The following is an 18,439-nucleotide window of genomic DNA, read 5'->3' on the forward strand; positions in this document are numbered from 1 at the left end:
GGGAATGACGATGGACTTTCTGCAACCTGCCAGCTGGGCCGAAGCCCTCGAGCTGAAGGCCGAGCGACCGGACGCCACTCCGATCCAGGGCGGTACCGACATCATGGTCGAGCTCAACTTCGACAAGGGCCGCCCGGCCGCATTGCTCGACCTCAACCGCTGCCGCGATCTCTTCCAGTACGAGGAGAGCGGCAGCAAGCTCCGGATCGGCGCCGGGGTTCCCTACGTGCGGATCATCAACAGGCTCGGCGACCGGCTGCCCGGGCTCGCCCAGGCCTCCCGCACGGTCGGCTCCCCGCAGATCCGCAACCGCGGCACGGTCGGCGGCAACCTCGGCGGCGCGTCACCGGCAGGCGATGCCCATCCCGCGCTGCTCGCGGGCGACGCGGTGGTCGAGGTGGAGTCGGCGGCGCGCGGCAGCCGCATGATCCCGATCGACGACTTCTACGTGTGGGTGAAGAAGAACGCGCTCGAAGCCGACGAGCTGATCCGAGCGGTGTGGCTGGAGCCCGCGCAGGGGCCGCAATACTTCGCCAAGGTCGGCACCCGCAATGCCATGGTGATCGCGGTGTGCTCGTTCGCCGTCGCGCTGTACCCGGGCACCCGTTCGGCGCGCACGGGCATCGGCTCGGCGGGCCCGACGCCGTTGCGTGCGACACCGGCCGAGGAATTCCTCGCCACCCAACTGGTCTGGGACGACCCCGCCCCGCTCACCGAACCGGTGCTGCGCGAGTTCGGCGCGCTCGTCGCCGCCGCCGCGAAGCCGATCGACGATGTCCGCGGGACCGCGGACTACCGCAAACATGCCCTGTCGGTGCTGGCGCGCCGCACCCTGACCTGGGCCTGGAACGACCATCTAGCAGAGAGGAGGGCGGCCTGATGCGCGTGACCTTCGATGTGAACGGCTCGACGGAATCCGTCGACGACGTCTGGGAGGGGGAGAGCCTCCTCTATATGCTCCGTGAGCGAATGGGCCTCCCCGGCTCGAAGAACGCGTGCGAGCAGGGCGAATGTGGTTCGTGCACAGTCTATTTGGATGGCACACCAGTGTGTTCCTGTCTTGTTGCGGCAGGCCAGGCGCAGGGCCGTTCGGTCCGGACCGTCGAGGGCCTCGCCAAGGGCGACAAGCTCGACCCGATGCAGCAGGCGTTCGTCGAGGCCGGTGCGGTCCAATGTGGTTTCTGCACACCGGGGCTCATCGTCCAGGCACACGACTTGGTCGAGCACAACCCCGACCCGTCTGATGTGGAGATCCGCGAGGCGCTGGCCGGAAACCTGTGCCGCTGCACCGGATACGAGAAGATCCTCGACGCGGTACGGCTCGCGGCACGACGTAAGGCGGCCAAATGACCAGGGTCGTAATCGAGAACGCGTACATCGCGCCGGTCGTCGGTCCGGAGATCGCGTCCGGATATCTCGTCGTCGACGAGGGCAGGATCGAGTCGCTCGGTGCGGGTCCAGCGCCGCTGCTGAGTGATGCCCAGCGCATCGACGGCACCGGCTGCCTGGTCACCCCCGGCTTGGTCAACACCCACCATCACCTCTACCAGTGGGCGAGCCAAGGCCTGTTCCAGGACTCGACGCTCTTCGAATGGCTGACCGGGCTGTACCGCACCTGGGCCCGTATGGACGCCGAGGTGGTCTACGGCGCCGCCTCCGCGGGCCTCGGCTGGCTGGCGCTGACCGGTTGCACCACCAGCAGCGACCACCACTACATCTTCCCCAAGGGTCGCGGCGATCTGTTCGAGGCCGAGGTGCGCGCCGCACGGGAGATCGGTCTGCGCTTCCACCCGTGCCGCGGCTCGATGGACCGCGGGCAGGCCGACGGCGGCCTGCCGCCGGACGAGGTGGTCGAGGATCGCGACGAAATCCTTTCCCACACCACCGAAGTCATCGACACCTACCACGATCCGTCGTTCGATTCGATGCTGCGGGTCGCCGTCGCGCCGTGCTCGCCGTTCTCGGTCAGCGAGGGCCTGATGCTCGACGCGGCCACGCTGGCGCGGGCCAAAGGCGTTCGGCTACATACCCATCTCGCCGAAACGCTCGACGAGCAGGAGCACTGCATCGAGCAGATGGGTTGCACCCCTGTCGAATACATGGAGAAGCTCGGCTGGCTCGGCGACGACGTCTGGTTCGCCCACGCGGTGCACCTGCACGATGCCGATATCCGCCGGTTCGCCGAAACCGGCAGCGGCTCCGCGCATTGCCCGAGCTCCAACGCCAGGCTCGGCGCAGGTATCGCCCGCGTTACCGATCTGCTCGCCGCGGGCGCGCCCGTCGGCCTCGGCGTCGATGGTGCGGCATCGAGCGAGCTCACCTCACTCGCCGGAGAGATGCGCCAGGCCATGCTGTTTCAGCGGGCGGTGCACGGCCCGACGGCGTTCACCGCGCGCCAAGCGCTCCAGATAGGAACCATGGGCGGCGCACGCAATCTCGGTCGCCACCACGAGATCGGCAGCCTCGAGCCGGGCAAGCTCGCCGACATCGCCATGTGGCGAGTCGACGGCTTTCGCGCCGCGGTCGAGGACCCGGTGTGTGCCCTGGTCTTCGGCCCGACACCGCCACTGGCGCGGCTACTCGTCGGCGGCAGGACCGTCGTGGAGAACGACGAGCTGCGCACCGTCTCGCACGACGCAGTCGGCAGGGCAGGCGCAGCGGCGCGGAAACGGCTGATGGGAGAGGAGTCCCGATGACTGCGGCACGTACCGTCCGATTCCCCGGCGAGGTCGTCGCGCCCGGCAAGGGCGGCATCGGCGAGAGCCCGCTGCGCCCCGACGGCACCCTCAAGGTGAAGGGCGAATTCGCCTACTCCTCCGACCTGTGGATGGACGGCATGCTGTGGGGCGCGACCCTGCGCAGCCCGCACCCGCGCGCCCTTATCCGGAGCATCAATATCGCTCCCGCGCTGGCCATCACCGGTGTACACGCGGTGCTCACCGAGGAGGATGTGCCCGGCCGAAAGATGTACGGCCTCGACCACACCTGGGATCAGCCGGTCCTCGCCATCGGTGAGGTGCGCCACCACGGTGAACCCATCGCCCTGGTCGCCGCCGACCATCCCGAGATCGCCCGCCGCGCCCTTGCCGCCATCGACATCGTTTGGGAGGTACTGGAACCCATCACCGACCCGATGGCGGTGGTCTCGGCTCCGAAGCGTCTGAAGGTGCAGGAGCGCGGCGGTATCGCCCGTCACCAGCCGGTGCGCGTCGGCGATATCACTGTGGGCCGCGCCCTGGCCACCGTGGTGGTGACCGAGGAGTTCGAGGTCGGCATTCAAGACCAGGCATTCCTCGGTCCCGAATCAGGCATGGTCATTCCGGCCGAGGATGGTGGCCTCGACTTCTATGTCGCCACCCAGTGGCTGCACAACGATCTCTCCCAGATCGGCCCGTGCCTCGGCCTGGCCGACGACCAGATCCGCATGACCATGGCCGGCGTCGGCGGAGCCTTCGGCGGCCGCGAGGACCTGTCCATGCAGATCCACGCGGGCATGCTGGCCTTGCGCACCGGCAAGCCCATCAAGATGGTGTACAACCGCGAGGAGTCGTTCTTCGGGCACGTACACCGGCACCCGGCGAAGATGGTCTACGAATACGGCGCCAATGCCGTCGGAAAGCTCACCTACGCGAAGGTTGTCATCGTCCTCGACGGTGGCGCGTACACCTCGGCGACGCTGAATGTCACCGGTAACGCGTCCTCGCTCGCGGTGGGGCCGTATGAGATTCCGCATATCGAGATCGACGCGTACGGTGTCTACACCAACAATCCGCCGTGCGGTGCTATGCGCGGATTCGGCGCTGTCCAAGCGTGTTTCGCGCACGAGTCGATGATGGACAAGCTCGCGGAGGCATTGGAACTCGACCCGGTGCATGTGCGCCAGATCAACGCCGTCTCGCAGGGCTCGAAGCTGGCGACCGGACAGGTGGTGCACGCGCCCGCACCGCTGGCGGAGATGCTCGATCAGGTGCGCACGATCCCGCTGCCCGCGGCATTGGATGCCTCCGACATCAGGAACCTGCCGGGCGGGGCTTCACAGACCACCCACGGCGAGGGCGTGGTGCGCGGTATCGGCTACGGCGTCGGCATCAAGAACATCTGCTTCTCCGAAGGGTTCGACGACCTGTCGACGGCCCGAGTGCGTCTGGAAGTCATTGCCGGAGAACCGGTTGCACTCGTACATACCGCGGCAGCCGAAGTCGGCCAGGGACTGGTCACCGTCGAGGCGCAGATCGCACGCACCGAACTCGGGATCGAAAGGGTCACCATCCATCCCGCCGACAACCAGGTAGGTGATTCCGGGTCGTCGTCCGCTTCCCGGCAGACCTACATGACCGGCGGTGCGGTCAAGACCGCCTGTGAGGCGGTGCGGGCGCGACTGCTCGAGCTCGCCATCGCGCAGGGCCACGGTCGCGCCGCACAGCTGATCGGCGGCAAGGTGGTTTCGGAGACGGGGGAGGTGCTCGCTGCGATCGTCGATGTCCTGAATGAGGGGGTCATCGAAGAGACCCGCGAGTACCACCACCGCCCTACCACCGGAATGGATCCGGTGACCGGCCAGGGGAGCAGCCACACCCAGCTGGCCCTGTGCGTGCACCGCGCGGTCGTCGACGTCGATATCGAACTCGGCCTCGTCAAGGTCGTCGCCCTCGACGCGGTGCAAGACGTAGGAAAGATCATGAACCGCCTGTCCCTGGAGGGTCAGATCCATGGCGGCTCCGCACAGGGCCTCGGCCTGGCAGTTATGGAGGAAATTCAGGTCAAGAACGGAAAAGTGCTCAACCCGTCCTTCACGGACTATCTGATTCCCACCATCCTCGATATGCCTCCGCAGAAGCTGGAGATTCTCGAGAACGCCGATCCGCACGCCCCATACGGGCTGCGCGGCGCCGGAGAGCCACCCACGCTCTCTTCGACCCCTGCCATCGCCTCGGCCATTCGTGACGCGTGCCGATCGCAGGGTGGAAACGTGCACATCAATCGTGTGCCGGTGCGACCGGAAGACATCATCCGGAGCAGTTGATCAACAGGGGCAGCCTGCCTATCTAGGACAGACCCCACAACAGCAGTACCCGAACCGAGCGGTCCGCTCGAGTCCGCAAGGACCGGACCGTAGGTCGGCTACGCCCCGAGGAGGGCACGCCATGACCCAAATTCAGACCAAGCCCAGCGCACCAGAGCCGGTTGCCGCAAGGTCTGCGCTGGACCGGTTCTTCCGGCTCAGTGAACGCAAGACCACGATTTCCCGGGAAATCCGTGGCGGCATCACTACTTTCGTCGCGATGGCCTACGTCATCCTTCTGGTCCCGCTCATTCTCGGCGGTGTCGCGGATGTCAACGGTGACAAGTTGAGCATCGCTCAACTCACCACGGCCACAGCGTTTTCCGCAGGACTGAGCACTGTCCTGATGGGCCTTGTCGGCAATGTGCCGCTAGCGCTCGCCGCCGGACTCGGCGTGGTACCGGTGGTCGCCTTTCAGGCCGCGCCACACATGACCTGGCCCCAGACCATGGGCTTGGTATTCCTGATGGGCGTGATCATCGTGGTGCTCGCCGCGACCGGCCTGCGAACGATGATCATCAACGCCATTCCGCTCAGTCTCAAGAACGCCATCGGCGTCGGGATCGGCATGTTCATCGCAATGATCGGCCTTGTCTCGGCCGGTGTCGTCGGCCACGGTTCGCAGACGGGTCCGCCGGTCACGCTCGGGGCCGGTGGTCACCTCTCGGGTTGGCCGGTGGTGATATTCGCGGTCGGACTGCTTGTGATGCTCGCGCTGTTCATCCGCAAGGTGCCCGGTGCGATTCTGATCAGCATCGTCATCGCGACGGTGCTCGCCGTCGCGGTCAATTCGCTGGCGAAGATCGACCCGGCGACGTGGGGCCCTGTCGTGCCGGAGTCACCGAAAGGCTTCTTCTCCGCACCCGATTTCGGCCTGATGTTCGATATCGACTTCTTCGGGGGATTCGCCGAAGCGGGCGGACTCGTCGCGGGAGTCGTGCTGTTCACCCTGGTGCTGACCGGCTTCTTCGATGCCATGGGCACGGTTTTCGGGGTCTGTGACGAGGCAGGGCTGCTCGACGAGAAGGGCACCATGCCTGGTATCGGCAAGGTGCTCACGATCGATGGCGTCGCGCAGATTATCGGTGGTGCCAGCGGCGGCGCGGGAAACACGGTCTATGTCGAGTCCGCGACGGGTGTCGGTGAGGGCGCCCGTACCGGATTGACCAGTGTGGTGACCGGTGGGCTCTTCTGCCTCGCCGTCTTTTTCACCCCGCTGGCCGCGGTGGTGCCGATACAAGCGGCCGCTCCGGCATTGGTGCTCGTCGGCGCGCTGATGATGACCCAGGCCCGCAAGATCGACTGGGCCGATCTCGAGGTGGCGGTGCCCGCCTTCCTGACGATCGTGCTGATGCCGTTCACCTACTCGATCACCAACGGTGTCGGTGCGGGTCTGATCGCCTACGTGGTGATCAAGTCGGCGCGCGGCAAGTTCCGGGAAATCCATTGGCTGGTTTGGGTTGTCGCGCTGGTCTTCGCGGGCTACTTCGGCATCTCGGCCATCGAACTCCTGCTAGGCGGATAAGACGATGCGTGACCTCGCGACAGAACTCCTGCAATGGCACACGGCGGGCAAGTCCTACGCCGTCGCCACCGTCATCGGTGTCACCGGCAGCGCGCCCCGGCCGCCCGGCGCCGCCCTTGCCGTCGATGCCGAAGGCGCTGTCATCGGAAGCATTTCCGGTGGTTGTGTCGAAGGTGCGGTGTACGAGCTCTGTCGCGAGGTACTGCGCACCGGACAGTCGATGCGCGAAACCTTCGGGTACAGCGACGAGGACGCCTTCGCCGTCGGCCTGACCTGCGGGGGTGAGCTCGAAGTGTTCATTCAGGCGATTACGCCCGATGAGCACGGGACCATTCAGGCGATCCTGCAGTCCACCGAAGCGGTCGCGCTGGTACGGGATCTGAACACCGGGACGGCGATGGCGCTCGGCACCTGGTGGAGCCTCGGTGCGAGTTTCGATGAGGTGATCGTCGCGCAGGCGCGGGCCATGCTCGACACCGGATCGACCGGCCTGCGGGTCATCGGCTGCGGGGCCAGGGAGCGCACGATCTTTGTGGAGTCCTACGTGCCTGCGCCGCGCATGATCGTCTTCGGCGCAATAGATTTCGCCGCCGCCGTCACCCGGATCGGGCGTTTCCTCGGCTACCACGTCACGGTCTGCGATGCGCGACCGGTGTTCGCCACCCGCGCCCGGTTCCCGGATGCCGACGAGATCGTCGTGGAATGGCCCGACCGCTATCTCGCACGCACCCCGGTGGATTCGCGCACCGTCCTGTGTGTGCTCACCCACGACGCCAAGTTCGACATCCCACTGCTCGAGGTGGCGCTGCGGCTGCCGGTCGCCTATGTGGGCGCGATGGGTTCCCGTCGCACGCACGAGGATCGCAATGCCAGGCTGCGCGCGGCCGGCGTATCCGAATCCGAACTCGCCCAACTGCATTCGCCGATCGGCTTGGACCTCGGCGGGCGCACGGCCGAGGAGACCGCGGTGGCTGTCGCCGCCGAGATCGTGGCGGTCCGCCGCGGCGGTTCGACAGAGCCGCTCACCACCAGTGACGGCCCGATCCACCGGGACCTGGTCCCGGCCTGGTGAGGGCTTCTTACCGCACACCCCGTGCCTCAGCCGTACACCCATCGCACGGGGTGTGCGGTATGCCCACGGCAAGCCGATCAATGACACACGCCCTTCTGGAGCATCGTACGAAATGAGCTCCGAAACCGGCGGTGAGCTCGGTGTTAATCGCTTCTATTCCGAGCGAACCGGTTGCCCACATACTTGACGAAATTTCGAACAAAGGACCCGAACAATGCCGTTGATATTTCTGAACGGTTCCGCGATGCGTGGCGGGCCGCTGAACCACCTGCTGGACGGCGCGCCCTTCGCGGGCGAGGTGAAAACCGCGCCGCGCTACCGATTCTTCTCTGTCGGAGACCGGTTTCCCGGCCTGGAGCCGGCCGCGGACGGCGGCGACTCGATCGCCGGAGAGCTCTTCGATGTGCCGCTCGACGTGCTACGCAGCAGGTTGCTGCCCGCCGAGCCACCCGAACTCGAGCTCGGCGCGATCGAACTGGAGGACGGCCGTTCGGTCCTGTCCATGGTGTTGCGCAGGCCGCCGACGTCGTATCCGGAGCTGATCGATATCACCACGATCGGCAGCTGGCAGAAATACCGCCGAAGGAGCTGAATGAATAATTACGCAGGGAGTTCGAAACTCCCGAAATTCGATGTCAACTGCTCGATACTCTTCACCGACATCCCGCTGCTGGAACGGCCGGCCGCCGCGAAGCAGGCCGGATTCGACGCGGTCGAATTCTGGTGGCCGTTCGGGGAGAATCCGGCACCGGGCGATAAAGAGATCGACGAATTCATCCGCGCGATCAATGATTCCGGTGTCGAGCTGATCGGCCTGAACTTCATCGATCTGATCCCGGCGGGGCGCGGCCTGGTCTCGGTCCCCAGCGCAGTCACGAAGTTCCGGGACAACATCGATGTGGCGATAGGGATCGCCGACAGTACCGGCTGTCGCGCCCTGAATGCCCTCTACGGCAATCGGATCGCGGGCGAGTCTCCGGAGAAGCAGGACGAGCTCGCGTTGGAGAACCTGCGCGTCGCCGCTCAGGCGGCAGCTCGCATCGGCGCCACCGTGCTGGTGGAGGCACTCAATTCCTTCGAATCGCCGGAGTATCCGATCGTGAGCGCCGAGCACGCGGTGCGTGTCATCGAGCAGACCGGCGAGCCCAACGTGCGGTTCCTCTGCGATCTCTATCACCTGGCCAGGATGGACGAGAACCTCATCGAGGTGATCGAGACTTACGCGCCGCACATCGGCCATGTGCAGATCGCCGACGATCCCGGCCGCGGCCGGCCAGGCACCGGCGAGCTCGACTTTCCCCGGCTCTTCGACACTCTCGCCGCGAGTGGCTACGACGGCTGGATCGGCCTCGAATACAAGGACCCCGAGTTGGATTGGAACTGGATCAAATGAGCGAGCGCAGCGAGCGAATCATCGACACAGCGCCCTCTGGGAATGACGGAGTCATGAGCAAGATCGGATTTGTCGGACTCGGCATCATGGGCAGCCCGATGGCGGGCCACCTCGTCGCGGCCGGGTACGACGTCACCGGTTACGACGTCGGCCCGATCGGACTCGACAAGCTGAAGGCGGCGGGCGGCGCGGCCGCGGCCAGCGCCGCGGAAGCGGTGCGCGACAAGGACATCGTCATCACGATGCTGCCCCAGGACGAGCACGTCGAGCAGGTCTTCGGTGATGTCCTCGAGCACGCGAACCCCGGGACGCTGTACATCGACTTCTCTACGATCACCCCGCAGACGGCCCGGTGGACCGCGGAAGAGGGCAAGAAGAAGGGCCTGCGTGTCCTCGACGCCCCGGTGAGTGGAGGGGAGACCGGGGCCGTCAATGCCGCTCTGTCGATCATGGTCGGCGGCGCGGAAGCCGACTTCGAAGCCGCCCGACCGATTTTCGGCGCGGTCGGCAAGACCGTCGCGCTGGTCGGCGGCAATGGTGCGGGACAATGCGTCAAGGCTGCCAATCAGCTGGTCGTCGGCGGCACGTATGCCCTTGTCGCCGAGGCGATCCTGCTGATGGAGAACCTGGGCGCGGACGCGGCGAAGGGTCTCGATGTGCTGGCAGGCGGACTCGCGGGCAGCAAGATCCTCGAGCTCAAGCGCGAGTCCATGCTGGCGCGCAGTTTCGTGCCCGGATTCCGAATCGACCTGCACCACAAGGACATGGGCATCATCCTGCAGGCCGCCCGTCAGGCCGGGGTGTCGATCCCGATGGGTGCGATGACCGCGCAGTTGATCGCCGCGGCGCGGGCCATGGGCTACGGCTCGCTGGACCATTCGGCGCTGTTGCTCGTCGCGGACGCGCTGTCCGGCCGGACCGAGACAGACGGGGCGAGCTGACCATGGCACGCATGCGCACCGTCGACGCGGCCGTCCTGATCCTGGAAAAGGAAGGGGCGACACAGGCTTTCGGGCTGCCCGGCGCGGCCATCAATCCCTTCTACAGCGCGATGAAGGCGCACGGCGGGATCCGGCACGTCCTTGCCCGTCACGTAGAGGCCGCATCCCATATGGCCGAGGGATACACCCGCGCCGTACCGGGCAATATCGGCGTCTGCATCGGCACCTCCGGCCCGGCGGGCACGGACATGATCACCGGGTTGTATTCGGCGAGTGCGGATTCCATTCCGATCCTGTGCATCACCGGGCAGGCTCCGGTGGCCAAGCTGCACAAGGAGGACTTCCAGGCGGTCGACATCGCCTCGATCGCCGCGCCGGTCAGCAAGTGGGCGGTCACCGTTCTCGAACCGGCGCAGGTGCCAGGCACGTTCCAGAAGGCATTCCACCTCATGCGCGACGGCAGGCCGGGGCCGGTCCTCATCGACCTGCCGATCGATGTGCAGCTCGCCGAAATCGAGTTCGACATCGAGACGTACGCGCCGCTGGAGGTGCATCGTCCGGCCGCGACGCGGGCACAGGCCGAGAAGGCCATCCGCATGTTGAACGCGGCGCAGCGGCCGCTGATCGTCGCGGGCGGCGGCATCGTCAACGCCGACGCCGCCGAGTTGCTTGTCGAATTCGCGGAGCTGACCGGTGTTCCGGTGGTGCCGACCCTGATGGGCTGGGGCACGATCCCCGACGATCACGCCCTGCACGCGGGGATGGTCGGTCTGCAGACCTCGCACCGCTACGGCAACGCGACCCTGTTGGAATCGGACTTCGTCCTCGGCATCGGGAACCGGTGGGCCAACCGGCACACCGGTGGCGTCGAAACCTACACCCAGGACCGCACTTTCGTGCACGTCGATATCGAGCCGACCCAGATCGGGCGGGTGTTCGCGCCCGACTTCGGCATCACCTCCGACGCGGGCGCCGCGCTCGCGGTGTTCGTGGCGGTCGCCCGGGAGCTCGCGGCGGCGGGGGAACTGGCCGACCGCGGCGATTGGGCGGGCCAGGTGCGGGCACGCAAACAGCTGGGGCAGCGCAAAACGCACTTCGACAATGTTCCGATCAAACCGCAGCGGGTCTACGAGGAGATGAACCGGGCGTTCGGACCCGACATCCGCTACGTGAGCACCATCGGTCTGTCGCAGATCCAGGCGGCGCAACTGCTGCACGTGTACCGGCCGAGGCATTGGATCAATGCCGGTCAGGCCGGGCCGCTGGGCTGGACGGTGCCCGCGGCGCTCGGTGTCGCGACCGCCGACCCCGAGGCCACCGTGGTCGCGCTGTCGGGAGACTACGACTTCCAGTTCCTCATCGAGGAATTGGCCGTCGGCGCACAGTTCAACATCCCCTACATCCATGTGCTGGTGAACAACTCGTATCTGGGCCTGATCCGCCAGGCGCAGCGGAACTTCTCGATGGACTACTACGTCCAGCTCGACTTCGAGAACATCAACAGCCCGGAGCTGAACGGCTATGGCGTCGACCACGTCAAGGTGGTGGAAGGCCTGGGCTGCAAGGCGATCCGGGTCAACGACCCCGCGTGGATCGGGCCCGCGCTGGAAGACGCGAAGAAGCTGATGGCCGAATTCCGGGTGCCGGTGGTCGTCGAGGTCATTCTCGAGCGCGTGACGAACGTGTCGATGGGACTGGAGATCGACAACATCAACGAGTTCGAGGAGCTGGCAGTTTCTGCCGCGGACGCGCCGACCGCGATCGCCCCGATCGAGGAACCGGAACCCGTCGGAGGCGGCAATTGAGCCGGCCGGGCGCGGCCAGGAAATTGTGGCGGGGCGGGCATTGTGTCATCGCGCCCGACAAGTTCAAGGGGTCGCTGACGGCTCCCCAGGTCGCCGCGCACCTGGCGGCGGGGCTTCGGCAGGTCCGGCCGGACATCCCGGTGGTGACCATGCCGGTGGCCGACGGTGGGGACGGCACCGTCGACGCCGTGGTGGAGTCGGGTTTCTCGCGGTTCTCGACGACCGTCACGGGGCCGCTGGGGGATCGGGTCGTCGCTTCGTTCGCGCTCCGCGACCACACCGCCGTCGTCGAGCTCGCCGAGGCATCGGGGTTGCGCAGGCTGCGGGGCGATCCCGATGCCACGGTGGCACTGACCGCGAGCAGTCTCGGCGCCGGTGAGCTGATCAAGGCGGCCGTCGAGCGCGGTGCCGGACGGGTCGTCCTCGGCCTCGGCGGCAGTGCGTGCACGGACGGGGGCGTCGGCATGCTGACCGCGCTCGGCGTCCGCTTCCTCGATGAGCGGGGAGACCGGCTGGCACCGGGCGGCGGGTCGCTGCGCAGACTGGCGCGCATCGACACCAGCGCCATGATCAGGGTTCCGGTGACCGTCGCCTCCGATGTCGACAACCCGCTGCTCGGGGTGCGCGGCGCGGCGAACGTCTACGCCCGGCAGAAGGGCGCCGAGACCGCCGATGTCGACGAACTCGAGAGGGGGCTGGCGCATTTCGCGTCGATCGTGCGTCGCGATCTGCACATCGACGTCGTCGACCGGCCGGGTGCGGGGGCCGCGGGCGGGGTCGGTTATGCCGCCCTCGCTTTTCTCGGTGCGGAGGTTCGGCCGGGCATCGAGCTGATCCTCGAGCAGCTCGGTTTCGCCGAACAGGTCGAAGGCGCTCGGCTGGTGATCACCGGTGAGGGTTCGCTGGATCGGCAGACGCTGCACGGCAAGGCGCCGGTCGGGGTGGCACGGGCAGCGGCGGCCGTCGGTGCTCCGGTCATCGCGGTCGCCGGGCGGCGGGCGCTCACCGACGAGCAGCTGCGGCGCGCCCACATCGAGCAGGCGTACGCGCTGACCGACATCGAGCCGGATCCCGAGGTCTGTATGACAAAGGCGGGGCCGTTGCTGGAAGCGCTCGCTCAGGACATCGCCGAGAACTGGCTGGGAGACAAGGCAATCCGCAACGAGGCAGGTGCTCATGCATGATCTGGTCATCCGATCCCGGCGCGTCGCGCTGCCGGACGGGATCCGGCCCGCCGCAATAGCCGTGCAGGACGGGCGAATCGCGGCGCTGACCGACTACGACACCGTGTTGCCCGCGACCGCGATCACCGATCTCGCCGACCTGGTCGTGCTGCCGGGACTTGTCGACTCGCACGTCCACGTCAACGAACCGGGGCGCACCGAGTGGGAGGGTTTCGCCACGGCGACCAAGGCTGCTGCGGCAGGCGGGGTGACCACCATCGTCGACATGCCGTTGAATTCGCTGCCGCCGACGGTCACCGTTGCCGACCTGGCGACCAAGCGGGCGGCGGCGGACGGACAGTGTTATGTCGACGTGGCCTTCTGGGGCGGTGCGATTCCCGGCAACCTGGACTCGCTGCGACCGCTGCACGAGGCGGGCGTCGTCGGCTTCAAGTGCTTCCTGTCGCCGTCCGGGGTCGAGGAGTTCCCGCCGCTGACACTCGACGAGATCGACAAGGTGATGCGGGAGCTGGCGTCCTTCGACGGGCTGCTCATCGTGCACGCCGAGGATCCCGTGCGGTTGGGCGAACCGGTCGACGGCTCCTATGGCGCGTTCCTGAATTCTCGACCGGGGGCGGCCGAAAGCTCTGCGGTGCAACAGATCATCACCCTCGCCGAGGCGACGGGCGCTCGCACCCACATCCTGCACGTCTCGTCGGCGGACTGCCTGGCACCGCTCGCCGCCGCACAGGCGCGCGGCGTGCGCATCACCGCGGAGACCTGTCCGCACTATCTCACGCTGTCGGCCGCGGAGGCATCCACGACGGCGTTCAAATGCTGTCCGCCCATTCGCGACGCCGCCAACCAGGACGCGCTGTGGCAGGGGCTGGCCGACGGTGTGCTGTCGTGCGTGGTCTCCGACCATTCGCCGTGCCCGCCCGCCATGAAGGAGGGTGACTTCGCCAGCGCGTGGGGCGGCATCTCCTCGCTACAGATCGGGCTGCCCGCGGTTTGGACCGCCGCGCGGGCACGGGGATTCGGGCTCACCGATGTCGTGGGCTGGATGGCGGCCGCGCCCGCGGAGCTGGCCGGGCTACGCCGCAAGGGGCGGATCGAGGTCGGCTGCGATGCCGATCTCGTCGCCTTCGATCCAACGGCGTCGTTCACCGTGCAGCCGATCGCCCTGGCGCACAAGAACCCCATCACGCCCTACGGCGGCCGCGAGCTGTTCGGCGTTGTCCATTCCACCTGGCTCGGCGGCCGGGTCGCGTGGCACGGCCACCCGCCCGCGGGTCGCCATTTGGTTACCGACAACCGTTGAGAGAGAACACATGTCAGACTTCACCAGCCTGCCCGACCTGGCGCTGCGCAGTAATCGCGCGAGCGTGATCGCCGCGAGCGACGAATCTTTCGAAGAGCGCGAGAATCTCATCAACCCGTGGGAGCCGCGCTTCCAGGAGCACACGTTCGGTCCCAAGGGACAGGAGTACGACGGCTGGGAAACCCGCAGGCACCGCGGCCCCGGCGACGACTGGGCCATCGTCCGCCTCGGTATGCCCGGTGTGATCCGCGGCGTCGTCGTGGACACGGCCTGGTTCAAAGGCAACTACCCACCCCATATTTCGGTCGAGGCGTGCCGGGCGCCGGACTATCCCTCGGTGGCGCGGCTGAGCAGCGCGGAATGGGTGGATATCGTGCCGCGCAGCGCGATCGGCGGCGATGCGAAGCACGAGTTCCCGGTGTCGGACGAACGCGTCTTCACCCATGTCCGCCTGAATATGTACCCGGACGGCGGCGTGGCCCGCCTGCGCGTGCACGGCGAGGTGGTCCCGGATCCGGCTCTGCTCGCCGGTCTCACCGTGGACCTCGCGGCGCTGGCCAACGGGGCACGCGCGGTGGCGTGCTCCAATATGTTCTATTCCGCCCCGGACAACATGCTCGCCCCCGGCCTGGCGCGCAACCAAGCGGAGGGGTGGGAGACCGCGCGGCGTCGGGACGGCGGAAACGACTGGGCGACAATCCGTCTCGCTGCCCAAGGTTTTCCGGAGCTGATCGAGCTGGACACCACGAACTTACTGTTCAACGCCCCTGGCTCGGCCCGCCTGCTCGGTATCGATCACCACGGCGACGAACCGTTGCCCCCGTCGGACGACCCGGCCTGGTTCGAGCTGCTGCCCGAAACGCCCCTGCAGCCCGACACCCCGCATCGATTCCGGTTGCCGCGTGCTCCGCGCAGGCCCGCCACCCATGTGCGCGTCGACATCTACCCGGACGGCGGCCTCGCCCGCCTCGGCGTCTTCGGGGCCCTCACCCCGGCCGCGGAGCGAAAGCTGAACTCCCGCTGGCTTTCCTCCGCCGAGTAGCCACACGCCGCGAACCGGGGTCGCGGTGGCGCGGTCGATGTCGTCGACAGAGTGTCCTCAGGCGTCGAGGGCGGCATCGATCTCCGCGAGCAGCCGGGCTTTCGAGCGCGCTCCGACGAGCGTCTTGATCGGTTGACCGGCACGGAACAGGATCAGCGTCGGCAGCGACATCACCTGGTAGTCGCGCATCGCGGCCGGGTTCTCGTCGGTGTCGACGGCGCGAATCGTGAGCGATCCGGCGCGCTCGTCGGCGATCTGCGCGAGTACCGGGGCGATCATGCGGCACGGTGGGCACCATGCCGCCCAGAAGTCCACCAGAACGGGTTTGTCGTGCTCGAGGACATCGCGCACGAAGCTTTCGTCGGTGACGGCGGCGATGTCGGCGGTGTGGGTGGACGACATCATGCCTCCGGGATTTCGTTCATCTCGATGGTCTCCGCTCCGCAGCACGCATGCGCAGGACGGGTCAGCGCGCGGGTCAGCTTGTCCCGCAGCCCCGCTCGCACCGCGTCGAGCCGCGCGATGCATTCCTCGACCTCGGCGAGTTTGCGCTGGTAGACCTCGATCGAGTCGGCGCAGGAATCTCCGGTCTCGTGACCGGCGCGCAGGCACTCGACGAACGGCTTGGTGTCATCGAGGCTCAAGCCGACGGCCTGTAAGGTCCGGATCTCGTCGACCAGCCGAAAGTCCGCCTCGTCGTACTCGCGATACCCGTTGGCCGAGCGTCGCGCATCGAGCAGCCCCTGTGACTCATAGAAGCGCAGCGCCCGCGTTGTCGTTCCGGCTCGCCGGGCGAGTTCACCAATTCGCATGTGATCGACGGTAAACCTTGCCCCGAACGTCAAGGCAACACTTCTTGTCGATCGGGCGATGTTCGCCACGTGAGGTTGTGCTTGACCCGGTTTGTTGTGGAACGTACCCTCTAATTGTTCTAGAATGAACGTTCTAAATAAAGGTGGCGAGATGGCGGTACTCAATATCCACACGCGGCGGCTGCCGGTGTCGGAGTCCGAGGTTGGGGCGCTGATCGACGGCATCGCGAGCGATGGCGACCGGTTGTGGCCGCGAGACAAGTGGCCCGCGGTGCGGTTCGACCGCCCTGTGGGATTCGGGGCTGTCGGCGGGCACGGCCCCGTTCACTACATTGTCGAGGCGTATGAGCCAGGTCGCTGGATTCGGTTCCGCTTCACCGCGCCTCGCGGGTTCCACGGGTTTCACGAGTATTCGGTGCGGCGCGCGGGCGACGGCGCCATCCTGCTCAGTCATGTGCTGGCGATCAAGCTGCGTGGCCGCGCACGGTTGTCGTGGCCGCTGTTCTATCGCTGGATGCACGACGCGTTGCTGGAAGACAGCCTCGACTGTGCGGAGCGTGCGTTGACCGGGGCGATTCGGACTCCCGCCGAGTGGAGTCGATACGTCGTGCTGCTGCGTGATCTCGGCGAGCGGGCGCGCAAGCGGAAGGCGAGTCGACAGGCGGTGACGGCGGTGACCGGCGGTGCCTTGCTCGATGCCGAACCAGCCCGTGACCGGTCCGCGCGGTAACTCACGTCGGTTCCGCCGGTCGAATCAGGGGCGTGTTCGGTGATACCGCGCGGGCGGTGCCGACCATGGATGCGCACAGCGCGCACTCGCTTTTCGCGTTCGATGCGCGGGCCGGACAGCCCGAAATGCTCGGACCGCGGCGGTAGGCGCGATCTGGGCGGCAGACCAGGGCCGGTACCTCCCAGGTGCGGTGGCCGCCGATTCGGCGGGGCTGCCGCCTGTCGGTATAGTGGCCGCGGATGAGCAGCGTGACCACCCGGGACGAACCGAGGACACCGAACCGTCGATTCGGGCGCTTGGTGTGGTTGGTGCCGCCGCTATTGGCGGGATTCGCCGCACTGTGTCTGATGTTGCCGCTGTGGCCCTTCCATCGAATCACCGGTGGTTTCATCGATCTGCAGGTGTATCGGCTCGGGATCGAGGCGCTGCGTGACGGCGCGGATATGTACGGACAGCTGCCGCAGACCACCATCGGTATCGGCCTGCCGTTCATCTATCCGCCGTTCGCCGCGGTGGTGTTGAGCCCGTTCGCACTGCTCCCGTGGGACGCCGCGGCCTTCACCTTCTTCCTCACCTCCACCGTCGCGCTGGCGGTCACGCTGTATCTGGTCGCACGGCGGCGCTGGCCGGCGGAGTCCGGGCGCAGGACCGCACTGCTGGCCGCCTCCTGCGCGGCGCCGCTGGCCATGCTGCTGGAGCCGATTCGCTCGACGCTGGACTTCGGTCAGGTCAACCTGCTGCTGATGGTCCTCGTCGCCGCCGACTGCCTGACGGAGAAGCCGAAATGGCGTCGCGGCATGCTGATCGGCATCGCCGCGGCGGTCAAGCTGACTCCCGCGGCGTTCGTGCTGTACTTCCTGGTCCGCCGTGACTATCGCGCGGCGGCGACCGCCGCGATCACCGGCGCCGCCGCGACCGCGATCAGCTTCGCGGTGCTGCCGCACGAATCCGTCCAGTACTGGTTCGGCGGGCTCGGCAACGTTTCCGGGCTCAGTGGCTCGTCGTTTCACACCAACCAGTCGATCCAGGCCGTGCTCGCCAGGTTCGGCGTGGAGAAGCCACTGTTCACCCTGCTGTGGTTGGTGCTGAGCGCCGCTTTGCTGGCGCTGGTCGTCGTCGCTATGCGGCGCGCGGCCTCGGCGCCCGCGCTGGCGTTGGCGATCAACGCGGTCTTCACGTTGTTGGTGTCGCCGATCTCGTGGTCGCATCACTGGGTGTGGGTGGCGCCGGCGCTGCTCGCGATGGTCGGGTACGCGACCCGGTTGCCGGTGCGGCAAGCGATGGGCTGGTATGTCGCGATCACCGTCACCGCGGCGGCGTTCGTCTACGGGCCACAGAACTGGATGCCCGGCGACAAACAACGCGAATTGTCGTGGACACCGTGGCAGCACCTGGTCGGGAACACCTATGTCTGGCTCAGTGTCTTGCTCGTTGTGGTGTTCGTCGTCACGAGCAGGCGTTCGCCCGCCGTCGCGCCGGTGCGCCCGCCTGCCGACGATGCCGCACCGGCGCCCGCGGCTCTCACCGGCTCGCAACCGATGGCCTGACCGAGCAAGCAGCCTCGGAAGACCCG

General features: G+C 67.1%; 17 protein-coding genes. 15 read left to right on the plus strand and 2 right to left on the minus strand.

The window, feature by feature from the left end; genetic code table 11:
- Positions 1 to 10 precede the first annotated feature (10 nt).
- The 13 genes from ACFU4Z_RS10010 (at position 11) to alc (ending at position 15,324) form a co-directional block, all read left to right on the plus strand.
- A complete protein-coding gene (locus ACFU4Z_RS10010; protein ID WP_379061096.1) occupies positions 11 to 880 on the plus strand; it encodes an FAD binding domain-containing protein in 870 nt (289 codons plus the stop codon).
- Positions 880 to 1,350, plus strand: a complete 471-nt coding sequence (locus tag ACFU4Z_RS10015; protein WP_379061097.1) for a (2Fe-2S)-binding protein — start codon at positions 880 to 882, stop codon at positions 1,348 to 1,350. The genes ACFU4Z_RS10010 and ACFU4Z_RS10015 overlap by 1 nt, the downstream gene beginning before the upstream one ends.
- Positions 1,347 to 2,696, plus strand: coding sequence for an 8-oxoguanine deaminase (locus tag ACFU4Z_RS10020; RefSeq protein WP_379061098.1), 1,350 nt, complete (start codon positions 1,347 to 1,349; stop codon positions 2,694 to 2,696). The genes ACFU4Z_RS10015 and ACFU4Z_RS10020 overlap by 4 nt, the downstream gene beginning before the upstream one ends.
- Complete coding sequence (locus tag ACFU4Z_RS10025) at positions 2,693 to 5,023, plus strand: xanthine dehydrogenase family protein molybdopterin-binding subunit (protein ID WP_379061099.1); 2,331 nt, start codon at positions 2,693 to 2,695, stop codon at positions 5,021 to 5,023. The genes ACFU4Z_RS10020 and ACFU4Z_RS10025 overlap by 4 nt, the downstream gene beginning before the upstream one ends.
- A 121-nt stretch (positions 5,024 to 5,144) precedes the next feature.
- On the plus strand, positions 5,145 to 6,587 hold the full coding sequence (locus ACFU4Z_RS10030; protein WP_379061100.1) for an NCS2 family permease: 1,443 nt from the start codon (positions 5,145 to 5,147) through the stop codon (positions 6,585 to 6,587).
- 4 nt (positions 6,588 to 6,591) lie between these two features.
- Positions 6,592 to 7,659, plus strand: coding sequence for an XdhC family protein (locus ACFU4Z_RS10035; RefSeq protein WP_379061101.1), 1,068 nt, complete (start codon positions 6,592 to 6,594; stop codon positions 7,657 to 7,659).
- A 214-nt stretch (positions 7,660 to 7,873) separates the two neighbouring features.
- A complete protein-coding gene (locus ACFU4Z_RS10040; RefSeq protein WP_379061102.1) occupies positions 7,874 to 8,251 on the plus strand; it encodes a gamma-glutamylcyclotransferase in 378 nt (125 codons plus the stop codon).
- Complete coding sequence (locus ACFU4Z_RS10045) at positions 8,252 to 9,052, plus strand: hydroxypyruvate isomerase family protein (protein ID WP_379061103.1); 801 nt, start codon at positions 8,252 to 8,254, stop codon at positions 9,050 to 9,052. It abuts the gene before it with no gap.
- A 53-nt stretch (positions 9,053 to 9,105) separates the two neighbouring features.
- Positions 9,106 to 9,993 carry an NAD(P)-dependent oxidoreductase gene (locus ACFU4Z_RS10050; RefSeq protein ID WP_379061104.1) on the plus strand — a complete coding sequence of 296 codons (888 nt, stop codon included), beginning with the start codon at positions 9,106 to 9,108 and terminating at the stop codon, positions 9,991 to 9,993.
- A 2-nt stretch (positions 9,994 to 9,995) separates the two neighbouring features.
- Positions 9,996 to 11,798 carry a glyoxylate carboligase gene (gene gcl, locus ACFU4Z_RS10055; protein WP_379061105.1) on the plus strand — a complete coding sequence of 601 codons (1,803 nt, stop codon included), beginning with the start codon at positions 9,996 to 9,998 and terminating at the stop codon, positions 11,796 to 11,798.
- A complete protein-coding gene (locus ACFU4Z_RS10060; RefSeq protein WP_379061106.1) occupies positions 11,795 to 12,982 on the plus strand; it encodes a glycerate kinase in 1,188 nt (395 codons plus the stop codon). The genes gcl and ACFU4Z_RS10060 overlap by 4 nt, the downstream gene beginning before the upstream one ends.
- Positions 12,975 to 14,282 carry an allantoinase AllB gene (allB, locus tag ACFU4Z_RS10065; RefSeq protein ID WP_379061107.1) on the plus strand — a complete coding sequence of 436 codons (1,308 nt, stop codon included), beginning with the start codon at positions 12,975 to 12,977 and terminating at the stop codon, positions 14,280 to 14,282. The genes ACFU4Z_RS10060 and allB overlap by 8 nt, the downstream gene beginning before the upstream one ends.
- A gap of 10 nt (positions 14,283 to 14,292) precedes the next feature.
- A complete protein-coding gene (alc, locus tag ACFU4Z_RS10070; RefSeq protein WP_379061108.1) occupies positions 14,293 to 15,324 on the plus strand; it encodes an allantoicase in 1,032 nt (343 codons plus the stop codon).
- Between the two features lie 57 nt (positions 15,325 to 15,381).
- Here the strand turns inward: alc and trxA are convergent, their stop codons facing one another.
- Both trxA and ACFU4Z_RS10080 read right to left on the minus strand, forming a co-directional pair.
- On the minus strand, positions 15,382 to 15,726 hold the full coding sequence (gene trxA / locus ACFU4Z_RS10075) for a thioredoxin (RefSeq protein WP_379061665.1): 345 nt from the start codon (positions 15,724 to 15,726) through the stop codon (positions 15,382 to 15,384).
- Positions 15,726 to 16,136 carry a MerR family transcriptional regulator gene (locus tag ACFU4Z_RS10080; protein ID WP_379061109.1) on the minus strand — a complete coding sequence of 137 codons (411 nt, stop codon included), beginning with the start codon at positions 16,134 to 16,136 and terminating at the stop codon, positions 15,726 to 15,728. The genes trxA and ACFU4Z_RS10080 overlap by 1 nt, the downstream gene beginning before the upstream one ends.
- A 124-nt stretch (positions 16,137 to 16,260) precedes the next feature.
- On the opposite strand from ACFU4Z_RS10080, the gene ACFU4Z_RS10085 reads away from it, so the two are divergent.
- Complete coding sequence (locus ACFU4Z_RS10085) at positions 16,261 to 16,866, plus strand: SRPBCC family protein (protein WP_379061111.1); 606 nt, start codon at positions 16,261 to 16,263, stop codon at positions 16,864 to 16,866.
- Positions 16,867 to 17,105: 239 nt separating this feature from the next.
- Positions 17,106 to 18,413 (plus strand): glycosyltransferase 87 family protein, encoded by a 1,308-nt coding sequence (locus ACFU4Z_RS10090; RefSeq protein ID WP_379061112.1) that lies wholly within the window; start codon positions 17,106 to 17,108, stop codon positions 18,411 to 18,413.
- The last annotated feature ends 26 nt before the right edge of the window (positions 18,414 to 18,439 follow it).

Origin of the sequence: Nocardia sp. NPDC057440 (genome assembly GCF_042802915.1) — a bacterium.
GTDB lineage: Bacteria > Actinomycetota > Actinomycetes > Mycobacteriales > Mycobacteriaceae > Nocardia.